This is a genomic window from Streptomyces sp. NPDC050988 (assembly GCF_044456225.1).
GTDB lineage: Bacteria > Actinomycetota > Actinomycetes > Streptomycetales > Streptomycetaceae > Streptomyces.
This window is the reverse complement of sequence record NZ_JBITFQ010000015.1, coordinates 111024-126061: the sequence shown is the minus strand read 5'-3', so window position 1 is coordinate 126061 and position 15038 is coordinate 111024. Positions and strand designations below refer to the sequence as shown.

The following is a 15038-nucleotide window of genomic DNA, read 5'->3' as shown; positions in this document are numbered from 1 at the left end:
ACCGTGCGCGAACCACCCCCGGCGCGCCACGGGCGCGGTGTGGCGGATGGGCTCGATGGGCGCACATGGGATCCACTCTCCGGGACAGTCGGGCCGTCCGCGATGTGTGCTGTGCCACCCGGTGGAACCAACGTCCCGGTCCGAGACGTTTCTACAGGTCCACGCACGCGTGCCGGATGGCCGGTTTCCACGTGCGCGTACCTGATCACTGGGCCCTCCCGGCACGTACTAGGAGACCCAAGAGAAAGGGAGCTCCGTGGACCTGCTCGACATCCTGCTGTTGCTGGTGATCCTCGGTTATGCGGCGTCCGGCTACCGGCGCGGGCTCGTCGCGGGCTGTGTGTCCCTCGCCGGCTTCGTGGGCGGTGCCGTGATCGGCGTTTGGGTGCTGCCCTGGATGATGGACCTGGTGGAACCGGGGACCACGGCGGCGACGGTCACGGCGGTGCTCACGGTGCTGCTGCCCGCCGCCGCGGGCCACGAGCTGGCGGGCCGGCTGGGTGTGAAGCTCCGGCGCGAACTGGACCGGGGCCCCTTGCGCGCGGTCGACGGCGTGGGCGGCGCGGCGGCCAACGCGGTCGCCGTGATGCTGGTGGCGTGGGTCGCCGCGAGCGTCCTCGGCGCGTCCGCCTCGCCCGTGGTCACCTCGTCGATCCGTAACTCCGCGCTGCTCGGCGCGGTGCAGGACTCGATGCCGGACGCCACCCCGGCCTGGTTCTCCCGGGCCACCTCGGCGCTCACGGAGGCGGGCTTCCCACAGGTCTTCAACCCCTTCGAGAACGAGCCGACGGCCAGCGTCGCCAAGCCCTCGGGCGACAGCGTCACCGCGGCCGCCACCCGGGCCGCCCAGCGCTCCACCGTGAAGGTCGAGGGCGCGGTCGGCACCCAGGGCCGCGAGGGCAGCGGTTTCGTGTACGCGCCGGAGCACGTGATGACCAACGCGCACGTGGTGGCGGGCATCGACGAGCCGACCGTCCGCGTGGGCGGCACGGGCAAGGCGTACGAGGCGAGGGTCGTCCTCTTCGACCCGGAGAAGGACGTGGCCGTACTCGACGTCCCGGGCCTGAAGGCGCCGGTGCTGCCCTTCGACGACAGCGCGACCCGGGGCGACGCGGCCGTGGTCGCGGGCTACCCGCAGGACGGCGGCCTCGACCTCCAGGCGGCCACCGTCGCCAACAAGATCAACGCCAAGGGCCAGAACATCTACGGCTCCGACCCGGTCACCCGCGAGATCTACTCGATCCGCTCCACGGTCCGCCCCGGCAACTCCGGCGGCCCCCTGCTGACCACCACCGGCAAGGTCTACGGCGTCGTCTTCGCCCGCTCCACGAGCGACGCCGAGACGGGTTACGTACTGACCGCCGACGAGGTCGCGGCCGACGCGCAGCGCGCGGCGAAGGCCAAGGCAGCGGTGGACACGGGCGACCTCGTCACCTCCTGAGCCCGGAACCGCACTGGCAACTCCCGAGCCTCAGAAGTGGGTTCCGCCGTCCGCGCAGAGGGTCATGGTGGGCCTCTCACCTTCGGGGTTACCGAACACCTGGTCAGAGCACTCCCCTTCCCGGTGAACGTGCGGCGCAAAGCGCCCTGCGGCACCCCGAAGAGCTCGATGGCACCGTACATTCAGCTTGTCCGGCAACCGAGTTGTCAGACCTACCGCCGGGTGGGCGGGAAGTGACGCCTGTGGAGGCCCGTGTAAGACCACACCCCCTCGGGGAGCGGCAGGGGCCTGCGAAGCAGGAACCCAAGGTGGTGCCACATCGTGGTACGGACCGTGATCGCCCACACCCACGTGGACGAGGACGCCAATTCCGCAACAAGCAGGACACGCGGGACGGGCCGCTGCTCGACAAGATCAGCAGCCCGCCGGGTACTGGAAACGGCCGTCACCGCGTCGCTGACCGTCCCCCACGAGGCCAAGGCGGAGGGCCTGCGCTGGACCAGGGGCCTGCTGCGGGCGTCCGGCCAGGACCCGGCGCTGCGCGCGGTCTGGTACCGGGTGAACCAGGAGTCCGAGGACAAGCTCATCCCCCTGGTGGCGCGGCTGGCCGGCGACGACGCCGACCCGCTGGAGATCCGCCTCGCCGCCACGGACGCGATCCGGGTCACCCTGGAGACCTGGGCCGAGTCCGACGCGGACGTCGAGGGCCCGGGCTCACCCGCGGAGCCGGCGGTGCGCTGTCTGCGGGAACTGACGGGCGGGATGCGGCTGTTGGCGGAGCCTTCGAAGGTCAGAGACTCCGCCCCATGAGTACGTCGTCCACGTACTCCCCGTCGAGGTAGAACTCCCCCGGCTGGATCCCCTCGATCACGAAGCCCTCCGACTCGTACAGCTTGCGGGCCGGGGTGTTGTGGCCGAGGACGCGCAGGGTGATCCGCAGGGCGCCCTGGCGGCGGGCCTCGGCGACGACCGCGCGGATCAGGGACCGGCCCACGCCGTGACCGCGCGCCTCTTCGGCGACGGCGAGGCCCTGGATCTGCCGTACGTGCGCGTTCGAGAGGAGCGGGGTGGGGAAACCGATCCGTACATAGCCGACGACGCGCCCGTCCAGCTCCGCCACCAGGTGGTCGCGGGGGCCGAAGCGCTCGTTGAAGAACGGATCGTACGGCGGCTGTTCCTGGGGTCTGACGGCGTGCTGATACGACCAGATCGCGCGGTCGAGACGGCCCAGCGCCTCTTCGTCGTCGGGCCGGGCGGTGCGTATGGACGGCTCGGGCATGACGTCACTTTACGACCGGCGCCCGCGACGCCGTCCGGTATGCCGGACACCCTCGGCGTACTGCTCCCAGGGTGGTTGGCGGAGGATGGGGGCCATGGAGACTTCCCGAATCGCCGTGGCCGGTGCGTCCGGCCTCATCGGCAGCGCCCTGGTGCGCTCGCTGACCGCCGACGGGCACGAGGTGGTGCGGCTGGTTCGCCGTGCGCCCCGCGCGAAGGACGAGGTCGAGTGGGACCCCGAACGGCAGTACGTCGACGCGGCGGGACTCGTCGGCTGCGACGCGGTGGTGAACCTCGCGGGCGCCGGCATCGGCGACCACCGCTGGACGGACGAGTACAAGCGGAAGATCCGGGACAGCCGGCTGCTCGGCACGGCAACGCTGGCGGAGGCCGTCGCCTCGCTCGACCGGCCGCCGCAGGTCTTCCTGAACGGCAGCGCGATGGGCATCTACGGAGACACCGGCGAGCGGGCCGTGGACGAGAGCGCGCCTCCCGGGATCGGGTTCCTGCCCTCGCTGTGCGTGGAATGGGAGGAGGCAGCGGCTCCCGCGGAGGAGGTCGGCGTACGGACCGTCTTCGCGCGCACCGGCCTGGTGGTGGCCGCGAAGGGCGGTGCCTGGGGGCGGCTCTTCCCGCTCTTCAAGGCGGGTCTCGGCGGGCGGATGGGCAACGGACGGCAGTACTGGAGCTACATCGCGCTGCACGACCACGTGGCCGCGCTGCGGTTTCTGATCGACTCCGAGTCGCTGTCCGGCCCGTTCAACCTGACGGCTCCTGAGCCGCTCACCAACCGGGAGATCACCGCCGCGATGGGGCGGGCGCTGCACCGGCCCGCGGTCTTCGCGGTGCCCGCGCCCGTGCTGAGGCTGGTGCTCGGGGAGATGGCGCAGGAGGTCCTGGGGAGCCAACGGGTGCTTCCGGGCCGACTTTTGGAGTCGGGGTTCACTTTTGCGTTTCCTGGGATCGAGGAGGCGATCAGGGCGGTTCGGTAGCGCTCCGCCCGGCTGCGGTCATGTGGCTGCGGGCCGGTGGGGGCTGGTCGCGCAGTTCCCCGCGCCCCTGAAGGGGCGACCCCCTTGAAAGGGCGCCCCCCATGCGACCCGTGTGCGACCGTGCCCTGTCCATGCGCGAGTTCCCCTGGCCGTCGGCAGCCCTACCCTCGTGCCGAACTCGGGTATTCCTGGAGCCCGTTGGGGGCATCACGTCCCCAGCAGCCACGCGACCTCGGGGAGGGGCACGTGCTTGAGCCCGCGTATCAGGCGGACGTCGTCATCGTGGGAGCCGGAGTCGCCGGACTCGCGGCCGCCCATCGACTGAACAGCGCAGGTGTAACGACCGTAGTCCTGGAGGCCGCCCCTTACGTGGGCGGCCGTATGACGACCGAGAAGGTCGACGGCTTCCGTCTCGACCGCATCGGCCAGCTCCTCTCCACCTCGTATCCCGAGCTGCGGCTGCCCCCGGGCCTGGACAGGCTCGCCCTGCGGCCGTTCGCCCCCGGCGTGCTCGTCCACGCCGACGGCCGCGTCCACCGGGCCGGCGAGCCCGCGGGCGCCGGGGGCGCACGGGGCGCACTCGACGCGGCGCGCGCCCTGGTGAGCCCCCCTCGCAGGGTCAGGCAGATACCGACGGCCGTCGTGCCGCCCGTGTCGCGGGCGTTCCCGCCGCTCGGCGGCGCCCTCGACCAGGCCCGGCTCGCCTCGGCCCTCGGACGGATCGCGACCGTCCCCGTGGAACGGCTGCTGGCCCGGCCCGAGCGGCCGGCAGGGCGCGCGCTCGCGGCCCGCGGCATGCCGGCCCGTACGGTCGAGGGTTTTCTGCGCCCGCTGCTGGCCGCACTGCTCTGCGACCCGGATCTGACGACGTCCAGCCGGTGCGCGGACCTCGCGCTGCGCGCCTTCGCGTCCGGCCGGCTGTGCGTCCCGGAGGGCGGCGCCGACACACTGCCGGAACTGCTGGCAGCAGCCCTCCCGCCGGGGACGGTCCGCACCGGGGTACGGGTCACCTCCGTGTCCACGACCTCCGTGACGACGGCGGACCACGGCGAACTCCGTTGCCGGGCCATCCTGGTGGCGACCGACGCCCACGCCGCCGCCCAGCTGCTGCCGGGCCTGCGGGTGCCGCCGTTCCACCAGGTCACCGTGGTGCACCACACGGCCGACGAGGCACCCCTGGCGGAGCCCGCGCTGCTCCTGGACGCGGACCGCCGGGGCCCGGTGGCCCACACCGCGGTGATCAGCCAGGTCGACCCGACCCGCGCCCCCGTGGGCCGCGCCCTGATCTCGTCCACGATCCTCGGCGCACCGCCAGCGGACACGGACCGGGCCGTACGCGCCCATCTGGCCGCCCTCTACGGCACCGCCACGCACCGCTGGGAACTCCTTGCGGTCCATCACACCCCGGACGCGGTCCCCGCGATGCCGCCCCCGCACGACCTCCGCCGCCCGGTCCGCCTCCTCGCCGGCCTGTACGTCTGCGGCGACCACCGCGACACCAGCACGGTCCAGGGCGCCCTCCACTCGGGCCACCGAGCAGCCACAGCCCTCCTGACAGACCTGGGCGTCGACACGGCACCCACGGCAACCCCATTAACGGCCTCGACCGCCGCGTAGGCGACCGAGAGCCAGGGGGAGGAGCTCCCGCCGCGGGGCAGGACCTCCTCCCCATCCACGCACCCCGCCCGCGGGGCTGATCAACACGCGGTTCCGCAACGCCCCGTCAGAGGCGCGGGGCTGATCGACATGCGGTCCCGCAACGCCCCGTCAGAGGCGCGGGACTGAGTCGACATGCGGCTCCACCGTGCCCCGTCAGAGGCTCGGGGCTGATCGATATGCCGTTCCGCAACGCCCCGTCAGAGACTCGGGACCGTGTCGACACGCGGCTCCACCGTGCCCCGTAAGGGGCGCGGGGAACTGCGCGACCGGCCCCCACCGGCCCGCAGCCTCGACACCACCCTCACCGCCCTGCCCGCGGAGCGAACCGGCGGAGCAAACCCGCGGAGCGAACCCGCGGAGCAACCGTCAGCCAAGCGCAGCGACCTTGTCGCGATACCCCCTGACCGGCGCCGCGTCCTTGTACGGCTCGAGCCGCCGCTCGAAGTCCCGCACATACTCCACCGCCCGCACCGACCGCATCTCCGAAGCCTGCGTCGCGGCCTCCGCACCCAACTGGCAGGCCTGGTCCAGCTCGCCGAGCCCGAGCCGCGCCGAGGCCAGGACGACCCGGCAGAAGAGCCGGCTGCGCGCATACCCGGGGGCCCGCAACTGCAGGGACCGCTCGGCATGCTGCGCGGCCGCCCGGTACTGCTGGAGATCACGGTGGCAGTGCCCGAACTCGTCCGCGAGCTGCGCCTCGTCGAAGAACCGCGCCCAGTAGGGCACTTCGTCGCCGGGCCGCGCGGTCTCCAGGGCCCGCTCGGCCCGTACCAGCGAGGCCGTGGCCGCCCGCACCTCGCCGAGCACACCGTGTCCCCGCGCCTCGACCGCGTACAGCAGCGCCTGGACGACGGGCGGGGCCGACGAGCCCACGCCCTGCTGGGCGACCCGGGCCAGCTGCACCGCCTCCCGGCCGTGCCCCAGATAGACGGCTTGTCGACTCATCGTCACGAGCACGTACGAGCCGTACGCCCGGTCCCCCGCCGCCTGCGAAAGCCGCAGCGCCTGCACGAAGTACCGCTGGGCCAGTCCGTGCGCGGCGATGTCGTACGAGGTCCAGCCCGCCAGCCGGGTCAGATCGGACGCGGCGGCGAACAGACGGCGCCCGGTCTGCTCCCCGTAGGTGCCGCGCAGCATCGGCTCCAGCTCGTGCTCCAGGTACCGCACGAGGGCCTGCCGGGCGTGCCCTCCGCCGTACGCGTTGTCGAGCGTGCGGAACAGTTCGCCGACCGAGCGCAGCGCCGCGATGTCTCCCGCGGTCACCCGCTGCCCGGGGCCGCGTTCGGTCTGCGCGCGCTGCCTGGGCACGGCGGGGCGACCCTGTACGGGGATCCGTACGGCACCGGGGTCGCCGCGGCCCACCCGGTCGTCGGCCCGGCCGATCAGCCAGTCCCGGCTGGGCACGACGAGCCCCGCCGGGGTGAACGCGATCTTGCGGAGCTCCGCGTGGCTGCCGGAGTCCTTGCGCCACAGACCGCCGACGATGTCGACGGCCTCCTCGGGGGTGGCCGCGAATTCGAGCCCGGCGTACACCGGGGCGCACGCGTCGAGTCCGAGGTCCTGGGCGGTGAGACGGCGGCCGAGGCGGCGGGTGAACACCTCGGCGATCAGCGCGGGTGTGGTGCCTCTTGGCTGCTGGCCGCGCAGCCAGCGGGTCACGGATGTCTTGTCGTATCTGAGATCGAGCCCGTGTTCGAGGCCGAGCTGGTCCACTCGGCGGGCTAGCCCCGCGTTGGAGAACCCCGCTTCTGCGATTAGTGCGGCGAGCTGACGGTTGGGGGTGCGCTGCGCGGGTCGTTCCGTCATCTGCGGTGCGAACTCCTGCCTTCCGGGCTGGGGGCCTGCGGGAACAGGCCCGGGCGAGGTCGGCCGCCATGCCTTGAGCAGCCCTTGAAAGCCTCGTGAACGGCGCGAATGTAGCGGTCCGTAAGCACCTGATCACACACTTCGACGCGCATTCATCCGATCGTGTGAGGATTGCCCCCAGGGCTGACGAGGTTCGACCGGACGTACAGTGGCGTGAGGCTGTTATGAGCCTTACGACTCTTGCAGGGAGGCGCTTGCCGTGAGTGAGTTGCGGTTCGTCCGCATGGGGTTCGGTGCGGACGCCGTCGAGTACCAGGAGGCCTGGGACGAGCAGCGCCGTGTGCACACGGCCCGCTTCCAGGACGAGATCCCCGACACCTGTCTGCTCCTGGAACACCCGCCGGTCTACACGGCAGGCCGGCGTACGGCGAACAGTGAGCGGCCCCTCGACGGCACGCCTGTCGTCGACGTGGACCGCGGCGGCAAGATCACCTGGCACGGGCCGGGACAGCTGGTCGGCTACCCGATCCAGAAACTTCCCCGCCCTGTTGACGTCGTCGCCCACCTCCGCCGCCTCGAGGACGCGATGATCCGGGTGTGCGCGGAGTTCGGTGTCGAGACGAGCCGGGTGGAGGGGCGGGCCGGTGTCTGGGTCCTCGGCGACCCGGTGGCCGAGCGGCCCTCTCTCGGCGGGCTCTCCCTCGACTTCGACCCCCGGCTCGCGGACGAGGAGTTCGATCCTCGGCTCAACGGGCCCGAGTACGCGCCGTCCAACGCGGGGCAGCGGCGCGAGGACCGCAAGATCTGCGCCATGGGGATCCGGGTCGCCAAGGGCGTCACGATGCACGGTTTCGCGCTGAACGTGAACCCCGACACGTCCAGCTTCGACAAGATCATCCCGTGCGGCATCCGTGACGCGGGCGTCACGTCGCTGGCCCACGAGTTGGGCCGCGACCTCACCATCGCGGAGGTCCTGCCGGTGGCCGAGCGGCATCTGCGGGATGTTCTCGGGAACGCGGAGTTGAGGCCGCGGGAGGTGGAGCGGGCGGTGGTGTAGGGGCCTTTTTTCGCCCCCGCCGCCCCTACCCATTCCCGTCACTACTCAGGGGCTTCGCCCCCGAACCCCCAAAAGACTGCGCAGTTCCCCGCGCCCCTAAGGTCTTTGGTCTTTAGGGGCGCGGGGAACTGCGCGATCAGCCCCCACCGGCCCGCACCCAACAAACAAACCCCCACGGGGTCTGGGGCGGAGCCCCAGGGGACGGGAATGGGTAGGGGCGGCGGGGGCGAGAACAACCCCCGGGAATGCACCCGCGTTCCCGAAGGTTGCCCACCCCGGGGGCCGAGAAGCGAACGGGCGTACCCTGGTGTACGCCGAAGAATCGAAGCTACAGGGAGCCGATGTGTCCGCAGTCGCACCCGACGGACGCAAGATGCTGCGCCTGGAGGTCAGGAACGCCCAGACCCCCATCGAGCGCAAGCCCGAGTGGATCAAGACCCGGGCGAAAATGGGCCCCGAGTACACGAAGATGCAGAACCTCGTGAAGAGCGAGGGCCTGCACACCGTCTGCCAGGAAGCAGGCTGTCCCAACATCTACGAGTGCTGGGAGGACCGCGAGGCCACGTTCCTCATCGGCGGCGACCAGTGCACGAGGCGCTGCGACTTCTGCCAGATCGACACGGGCAAGCCCGAGGCCCTGGACCGCGACGAGCCCCGCCGCGTGGGCGAGTCCGTGGTCACCATGGACCTCAACTACGCGACCATCACGGGCGTCGCCCGCGACGACCTGGAGGACGGCGGCGCCTGGCTGTACGCGGAGACGGTCCGCCAGATCCACCAGCAGACCGCGGACCGCGCCGAGGGCCGGACCAAGGTCGAGCTCCTCGCCCCCGACTTCAACGCGGTCCCCGAGCAGCTGGCCGAGGTCTTCTCCTCCCGGCCGGAGGTCTTCGCGCACAACGTCGAGACGGTCCCCCGCATCTTCAAGCGCATCCGCCCGGGCTTCCGCTACGAGCGCTCGCTGAAGGTCATCACGGACGCCCGTGACTACGGTCTGGTCACGAAGTCGAACCTGATCCTCGGCATGGGCGAGACCCGCGAAGAGGTCAGCGAGGCCCTGCGCCAGCTCCACGAGGCCGGCTGCGAGCTCGTCACCATCACGCAGTACCTGCGGCCCTCCGTGCGCCACCACCCCGTGGAGCGCTGGGTCAAGCCGCACGAGTTCGTCGAGCTGAAGGAGGAGGCCGACCAGATCGGCTTCTCCGGGGTCATGTCGGGCCCGCTGGTCCGCTCCTCGTACCGCGCGGGCCGCCTGTACCAGATGGCGATCGAGAAGCGCGGCTCGTACGTCGCCTCGCAGGCCGTCTGAGACGAGGCGGGAGGGGTCGCGCGACACGTTGCGCGACCTGCCGGATGGCACGCAGTGCCACCCTCGGTGTGTGAATCCGAGCACAAGCAACTACCCACCGGTAGTGGCCAATACGACGCGGTCCTGAACGTCCCCGCAGATGGGGGCCCCATCAGGGCCGCGTCAGTGTTTTCGGCCCGCGCATCAAGGCTTCATTGGCGTTTGACCGGTCGGTCACGCCCTGGTAACACCATTCAGTGACCCTGGTCTTACGCCACGTAGAGCCCTAGCCAGAGCCGCCATCCCGAGGGGGGACCTCCACCATGCAGACCGCGCCCGTACGCGCCACAGCGATTCCGTCGTTCGGCGATGCACTCCGTGCCGTCGAGTCACTGCTCCTGAGCAGCGGCCAGCGCACCGCCCGCCGCAACGCCTGGACCTCCGTCCTGGAGGACCGCCGCCGCGCCAAGGACCGCGTCGAGGCGCAGCTCGTCCTGGAGAAGAGCCTCAGCGGCCGCTCCTGAGCCACCGGACCCGGCACCGCCGTCGTCGGCGCTTCCCGCGCCACGTAGACTTCACGGCATGGCGAGGAAGGAATCCGCAGCGGACGCTGCGAACCCCGGGCGGCTCAAGCAGATCGCCCTGACTTACAAGATGACCCGCAAGGCCGACAAGATGATCGGTCTTGTACTCGCGGCTGTCGGAATCGGCACCCTCGGTGTCTTTCTCGCGATCGGCTTCTTGATCGGTCACCCGATCTATCTCGGCATTCTCGGCCTCCTGCTCGCCTTCCTCGCGTCGGCGATCGTCTTCGGACGCCGGGCCGAGCGTGCGGCGTTCGGGCAGATGGAGGGCCAGCCGGGTGCGGCCGCCGCGGTGCTCGACAACGTCGGGCGCGGCTGGACGACCACCCCGGCCGTGGCGATGAACCGCAGCCAGGACGTGGTCCACCGGGCCGTCGGCAAGGCCGGCATCGTCCTGGTCGCCGAGGGCAACCCGAACCGGGTGAAGAGCCTGCTGGCCGCCGAGAAGAAGAAGATGGCCCGCATCGTCGCGGATGTGCCGGTGCACGACATCCTCGTCGGCACGGGCGAGGGCCAGGTCGAGCTCAAGAAGCTCCGCACGACGATGCTGAAGCTGCCCCGCGTCCTGTCCGGCCCCCAGGTCACCGCGACCAACGACCGACTGCGCGCCCTCGGTGACCTTATGTCCAATATGCCCCTCCCCAAGGGCCCGATGCCCAAGGGAATGCGGATGCCGCGCGGCGGCCCGAAAATGCGCTGACACACTCCCGTACGACGAAGACGACGAAGACGCACTCCCCGTACGACGATGGGGGCGCCCGGATCACTCCGGGCGCCCCCATCGTCGTACGGGCCGGGATCCGTCGGGTCCACCGGCCGGGGTCCGTCAGATCCTGACCTCGACCGTGCGGGCCAGGCGGTCGTGCAGGCCCCTGCCGTCGCGGTCCCAGATCAGGGCCGGGAGGGCGACACACAGGAGGGCCGTGCGCAGGAGGGCGCGGAACGGATTGACCGTGCCGGTGTCCAGGGCGAGGACACGGAGGCCGAACAGGCGCTTGCCCGGGGTGAAGCCGAGCGTGCCGACGGTCAGGACGCTCACCACGAAGAAGACGGCCAGCGCCCAGTTGCCCGTCGCCTGGCCGTAGCCGTCGGTGATCAGGCCGTATGCGATCAAGAGGCACAGGCCCCAGTCGACGGCGAGGGCGGCCAGGCGGCGCCCGGGCCGGGCGATCGAGCCGGGGCCCGACTCGGGCAGACCCAGCTGCTCGCCGCGGTATCCGAAGTCGGCACCGGCTTCCTCCGCGGCCGCGCGGGGTCCGGAGAGCCACGATCCGATTGCTTGCCTGTTGTCCACCCGTCCACGGTACTGCGCCCGTTTTGGCATGCGTACAGGTGGGGTGTTCGCGGCCCGGTCCGGTTAACTTGGGCGAAACAAATGGGTCACGCTTGAGAAATCACCCGTCCCTAAGGTCGGGATCAGCGTGTGCCACCGCACTGGCCGCACGAACGAACTACCACCCCGGTCGGACATGGTCGGGAGTAGGAGGAGCTGGATGTTCCAGAACGCCGACGAGGCCAAGAAGTTCATCAAGGACGAAGACGTCAAGTTCGTCGACGTCCGCTTCTGCGACCTGCCGGGTGTGATGCAGCACTTCACGCTGCCGGCAGAGGCCTTCGACCCGACCGAGGAACTGGCCTTCGACGGCTCCTCCATCCGCGGCTTCCAGGCCATCCACGAGTCCGACATGGCGCTCCGCGCCGACCTGTCCACCGCGCGCGTCGACCCCTTCCGCCGCGACAAGACGGTCAACATCAACTTCTTCATCCACGACCCGATCACGGGCGAGCAGTACTCCCGTGACCCGCGCAACGTGGCGAAGAAGGCGGAGGCGTACCTCGCGTCGACCGGCATCGCCGACACCGCGTACTTCGGCCCCGAGGCCGAGTTCTACGTCTTCGACAACGTGCGCTTCGAGACCAAGTCGAACGAGGCCTTCTACCACATCGACTCCGAGGCGGGCGCCTGGAACACCGGTGCGCTGGAGGACAACCGCGGCTACAAGGTCCGCTACAAGGGCGGTTACTTCCCGACGCCGCCGGTCGACCACTTCGCCGACCTTCGTGCCGAGATCTCCCTGGAGCTGGCCAAGTCCGGCCTCCAGGTCGAGCGCCAGCACCACGAGGTCGGCACCGCCGGCCAGGCCGAGATCAACTACAAGTTCAACACGCTGCTCGCCGCGGCCGACGACCTCCAGCTCTTCAAGTACATCGTGAAGAACGTCGCCTGGCGCAACGGCAAGACCGCGACCTTCATGCCGAAGCCGATCTTCGGTGACAACGGCTCGGGCATGCACGTCCACCAGTCGCTGTGGACGAACGGCGACCCGCTGTTCTACGACGAGGCCGGTTACGCGGGCCTGTCGGACACCGCCCGTTACTACATCGGCGGCATCCTCAAGCACGCCCCGTCGCTGCTGGCCTTCACCAACCCGACGGTGAACTCCTACCACCGCCTGGTCCCGGGCTTCGAGGCCCCGATCAACCTGGTCTACTCGCAGCGCAACCGCTCCGCGGCCATGCGTATCCCGATCACGGGCTCGAACCCGAAGGCCAAGCGCGTCGAGTTCCGCGCGCCCGACTCCTCCGGCAACCCGTACCTCGCCTTCTCGGCGCTGCTCCTCGCGGGCCTCGACGGCATCAAGAACAAGGTCGAGCCAGCCGAGCCGATCGACAAGGACCTCTACGAGCTGGCCCCCGAGGAGCACGCGGGCGTCGCCCAGGTCCCGACCTCCCTCCCGGCCGTCCTGGACCGCCTCGAGGCCGACCACGAGTTCCTGCTCGCGGGCGACGTCTTCACGCCGGACCTGATCGAGACGTGGATCGACTACAAGCGCACGAACGAGATCGCTCCGCTGCAGCTGCGTCCGCACCCGCACGAGTTCGAGCTGTACTACGACGTGTGATCGACTCCGTGACCGACACGTACGCGTAGCGCGTCACGGCTGACGAACAGCTGACGAACGAAGCCCTGTCACCGCCCCTCGGGCAGTGACAGGGCTTTGTCGTTCTTTGCCTGGTGGAGGGCCGATCCAGATCATTTCGTGGAAAGGCCCGGGTGCACACTGGAATCGGGACGAGTGCCCGATTCCGAGGTGATCGACATGCAGAGCCGCTTCCAGGCCGACCGGGGACTGACCGCGAGGATGGGCATCACGCTGTTCCTCCTCGGGCTGCTGTACGTGGCCTTCGTGGCCGTGCTGATCGTGCTGCTGAAGTCCTGGGTGCTGGTCGTGGTGATCGCCGCGGCGCTGCTCGGCGCGCAGTACTGGTTCTCGGACCGGATCGCGCTGTACGCGATGCACGGCCGGGTCGTCGAGCGCGAGGAGTATCCGCAGCTGCACGGGGTGATCGACCGGCTCTGCGCGACCGCCGACATGCCGAAGCCCGTGGTCGCCGTCTCCGACATGGAGATGCCGAACGCGTTCGCCACCGGGCGCAACGCCGACCACGCCGCGATCTGCGTGACGACCGGGCTGCTGCGCCGCCTCGACCCCGCCGAGCTGGAGGGCGTACTCGCGCATGAGCTGTCGCACGTGGCGCACCGCGATGTCGCGGTGATCACCGTGGCCTCGTTCCTGGGCGTGCTCGCCGGGCTGGTCGTGCGCTTCACCCTCTACTCGCAGGTGTTCGGCGGGCGGGGGCGCAAGGACCAGAACACGGTCGTCGTCCTGATGACGGTGATGGCGGTGTCCGCGGCCGTCTACGCGCTCAGCTTCCTCCTCATCCGGGCCCTGTCCCGGTACCGCGAGCTGGCCGCCGACCGGGCCGGGGCCATGCTCACCGGGCGTCCCTCGGCGCTGGCCTCCGCGCTGACCAAGCTGACCGGGGACATCGCGAAGATCCCCACGCGTGATCTGCGGACCGCGCAGGCCTTCAACGCCTTCTACTTCACGCCCGCGTTCGGTGCCGCGCCGGGCGGCCGGCAGCTCTTCTCCTCGCTGCTGTCGACGCACCCGAGCCTGGAGGACCGGCTTGATCAACTCGGCCGTATCTCCGGCGAGTTGGGTGAGGCGCCGACGCCAGGGAAGGCGGGCTGAGCATGGGGTTCCTCGACATCCTCCTCGGCCGCAGCAGGCCCGTCGCACCCGATCTCGACCAGCTCTTCGGGCTGCCGTCGGCCGCCGTGACGCTGGAGGCGGCGGCCGGGTTCACGCCGACCGGGCACGGTTCGGTGTGCTTCGCGTCCGTCGAGGGGGCCGCCTTCGACGACGTACGGGAGGAAGTGCGGGAGCTGCTCGACGCGGACTCGGAGCTGCCGGTGGAGGTGAGCCGGGACGACTACGGGTACACCTGGCTGGTGTCGCGGCGGGAGCCGGACGATCTGCCCGCGCTCGTCGGCGATCTGCACGCGGTGAACAGCACGTTGGAGGGCAGCGGGTTCGGCCCTCAACTGCTGTGCTCCGTGGTCGGGTTCCGGCACGGCGACGGGCGGCGGCTCGGGCTCGTCTATCTCTACAAGCGCGGGACCTTCTACCCGTTCGCGCCGCTGCCCGGTGACGGTCAGCGGCGCGACAACGCGCTGGAGCTGCAGGTCAGGGCGGCCCTCGGGAACGACCTGCGGGTGGAGCAGGACCTGGGCCGGTGGTTCCCGCTGTGGGGAGCGCCGGGCCTGGGCTAGCCGCTCCTCCCGTCGGGCCGGTTCCGCTAGTTCCGCTTCTGGCGGGTCATCCAGGGGCGTTCGCGGCGGTAGCGGCGCTCCCACCTGGCCTGCTGGTCACGGCGCTGGCGGTACGCGCGGTAGTCGTTGTCGCCGCGTACCGACGAGCCGGCCCCGCGGGGCGACGAGGAGCCCGTCGACCCTTGGCCGGTACGGCCGTAACGGAAGTTCAGGTACAGCAGGGCTGCCCCGGCAAGCCACCAGAGCGGGTTGTTGAAACCAAGGACGACCAGAGCGAGGATCGCCAAAATGATCAAGGTACCCATGATGGGTCTC

Annotated in this window: 15 protein-coding genes; 11 read left to right on the top strand and 4 right to left on the bottom strand. The window is 70.7% G+C overall.

Going from position 1 to position 15038, the window contains the following annotated elements:
- The first annotated feature begins 256 nt into the window (after positions 1–256).
- A complete protein-coding gene (locus ACIBEI_RS28895; RefSeq protein ID WP_398893169.1) occupies positions 257–1441 on the top strand; it encodes a MarP family serine protease in 1185 nt (394 codons plus the stop codon).
- Positions 1442–1762: 321 nt separating this feature from the next.
- Positions 1763–2251 carry a hypothetical protein gene (locus tag ACIBEI_RS28890; RefSeq protein ID WP_398893168.1) on the top strand — a complete coding sequence of 163 codons (489 nt, stop codon included), beginning with the start codon at positions 1763–1765 and terminating at the stop codon, positions 2249–2251.
- Here the strand turns inward: ACIBEI_RS28890 and ACIBEI_RS28885 are convergent.
- Positions 2232–2720, bottom strand: a complete 489-nt coding sequence (locus tag ACIBEI_RS28885) for a GNAT family N-acetyltransferase (protein WP_398893167.1) — start codon at positions 2718–2720, stop codon at positions 2232–2234. The genes ACIBEI_RS28890 and ACIBEI_RS28885 overlap by 20 nt on opposite strands.
- Before the next feature lie 94 nt (positions 2721–2814).
- Here ACIBEI_RS28885 and ACIBEI_RS28880 point away from each other — a divergent pair, with 94 nt between their 5' ends.
- On the top strand, positions 2815–3711 hold the full coding sequence (locus ACIBEI_RS28880) for a TIGR01777 family oxidoreductase (protein WP_398893166.1): 897 nt from the start codon (positions 2815–2817) through the stop codon (positions 3709–3711).
- A gap of 246 nt (positions 3712–3957) precedes the next feature.
- Positions 3958–5328 (top strand): NAD(P)/FAD-dependent oxidoreductase, encoded by a 1371-nt coding sequence (locus tag ACIBEI_RS28875; RefSeq protein WP_398893165.1) that lies wholly within the window; start codon positions 3958–3960, stop codon positions 5326–5328.
- A gap of 408 nt (positions 5329–5736) precedes the next feature.
- Here the strand turns inward: ACIBEI_RS28875 and ACIBEI_RS28870 are convergent, their stop codons facing one another.
- Positions 5737–7176 carry a hypothetical protein gene (locus ACIBEI_RS28870; RefSeq protein ID WP_055616296.1) on the bottom strand — a complete coding sequence of 480 codons (1440 nt, stop codon included), beginning with the start codon at positions 7174–7176 and terminating at the stop codon, positions 5737–5739.
- Positions 7177–7435: 259 nt separating this feature from the next.
- On the opposite strand from ACIBEI_RS28870, the gene lipB reads away from it, so the two are divergent.
- From lipB to ACIBEI_RS28850, 4 genes are all read left to right on the top strand, one after another.
- Entirely contained in the window at positions 7436–8233 is a 798-nt protein-coding gene (lipB, locus tag ACIBEI_RS28865) for a lipoyl(octanoyl) transferase LipB (RefSeq protein WP_398893164.1), read from the top strand.
- Positions 8234–8576: 343 nt separating this feature from the next.
- Entirely contained in the window at positions 8577–9542 is a 966-nt protein-coding gene (gene lipA / locus ACIBEI_RS28860) for a lipoyl synthase (protein WP_189838290.1), read from the top strand.
- A gap of 302 nt (positions 9543–9844) precedes the next feature.
- Positions 9845–10045, top strand: coding sequence for a hypothetical protein (locus ACIBEI_RS28855; RefSeq protein WP_398893163.1), 201 nt, complete (start codon positions 9845–9847; stop codon positions 10043–10045).
- A gap of 58 nt (positions 10046–10103) precedes the next feature.
- Positions 10104–10805 (top strand): DUF4191 domain-containing protein, encoded by a 702-nt coding sequence (locus ACIBEI_RS28850; RefSeq protein WP_055611121.1) that lies wholly within the window; start codon positions 10104–10106, stop codon positions 10803–10805.
- A 126-nt stretch (positions 10806–10931) separates the two neighbouring features.
- On the opposite strand, the gene ACIBEI_RS28845 is transcribed toward ACIBEI_RS28850, so the two are convergent.
- Positions 10932–11399 carry an RDD family protein gene (locus ACIBEI_RS28845; RefSeq protein ID WP_398893162.1) on the bottom strand — a complete coding sequence of 156 codons (468 nt, stop codon included), beginning with the start codon at positions 11397–11399 and terminating at the stop codon, positions 10932–10934.
- A gap of 199 nt (positions 11400–11598) precedes the next feature.
- Between ACIBEI_RS28845 and glnA the strand changes: the two genes are divergently transcribed.
- The 3 genes from glnA to ACIBEI_RS28830 all read left to right on the top strand — a co-directional run bounded on the left by glnA (position 11599) and on the right by ACIBEI_RS28830 (position 14723).
- On the top strand, positions 11599–13008 hold the full coding sequence (glnA, locus tag ACIBEI_RS28840; protein ID WP_398893161.1) for a type I glutamate--ammonia ligase: 1410 nt from the start codon (positions 11599–11601) through the stop codon (positions 13006–13008).
- Between the two features lie 198 nt (positions 13009–13206).
- A complete protein-coding gene (htpX, locus tag ACIBEI_RS28835; RefSeq protein WP_398893223.1) occupies positions 13207–14142 on the top strand; it encodes a zinc metalloprotease HtpX in 936 nt (311 codons plus the stop codon).
- 2 nt (positions 14143–14144) lie between these two features.
- A complete protein-coding gene (locus tag ACIBEI_RS28830) occupies positions 14145–14723 on the top strand; it encodes a hypothetical protein (RefSeq protein WP_398893160.1) in 579 nt (192 codons plus the stop codon).
- A gap of 26 nt (positions 14724–14749) precedes the next feature.
- Here the strand turns inward: ACIBEI_RS28830 and ACIBEI_RS28825 are convergent, their stop codons facing one another.
- Positions 14750–15028, bottom strand: coding sequence for a hypothetical protein (locus ACIBEI_RS28825; protein WP_398893159.1), 279 nt, complete (start codon positions 15026–15028; stop codon positions 14750–14752).
- Positions 15029–15038 lie beyond the last annotated feature (10 nt).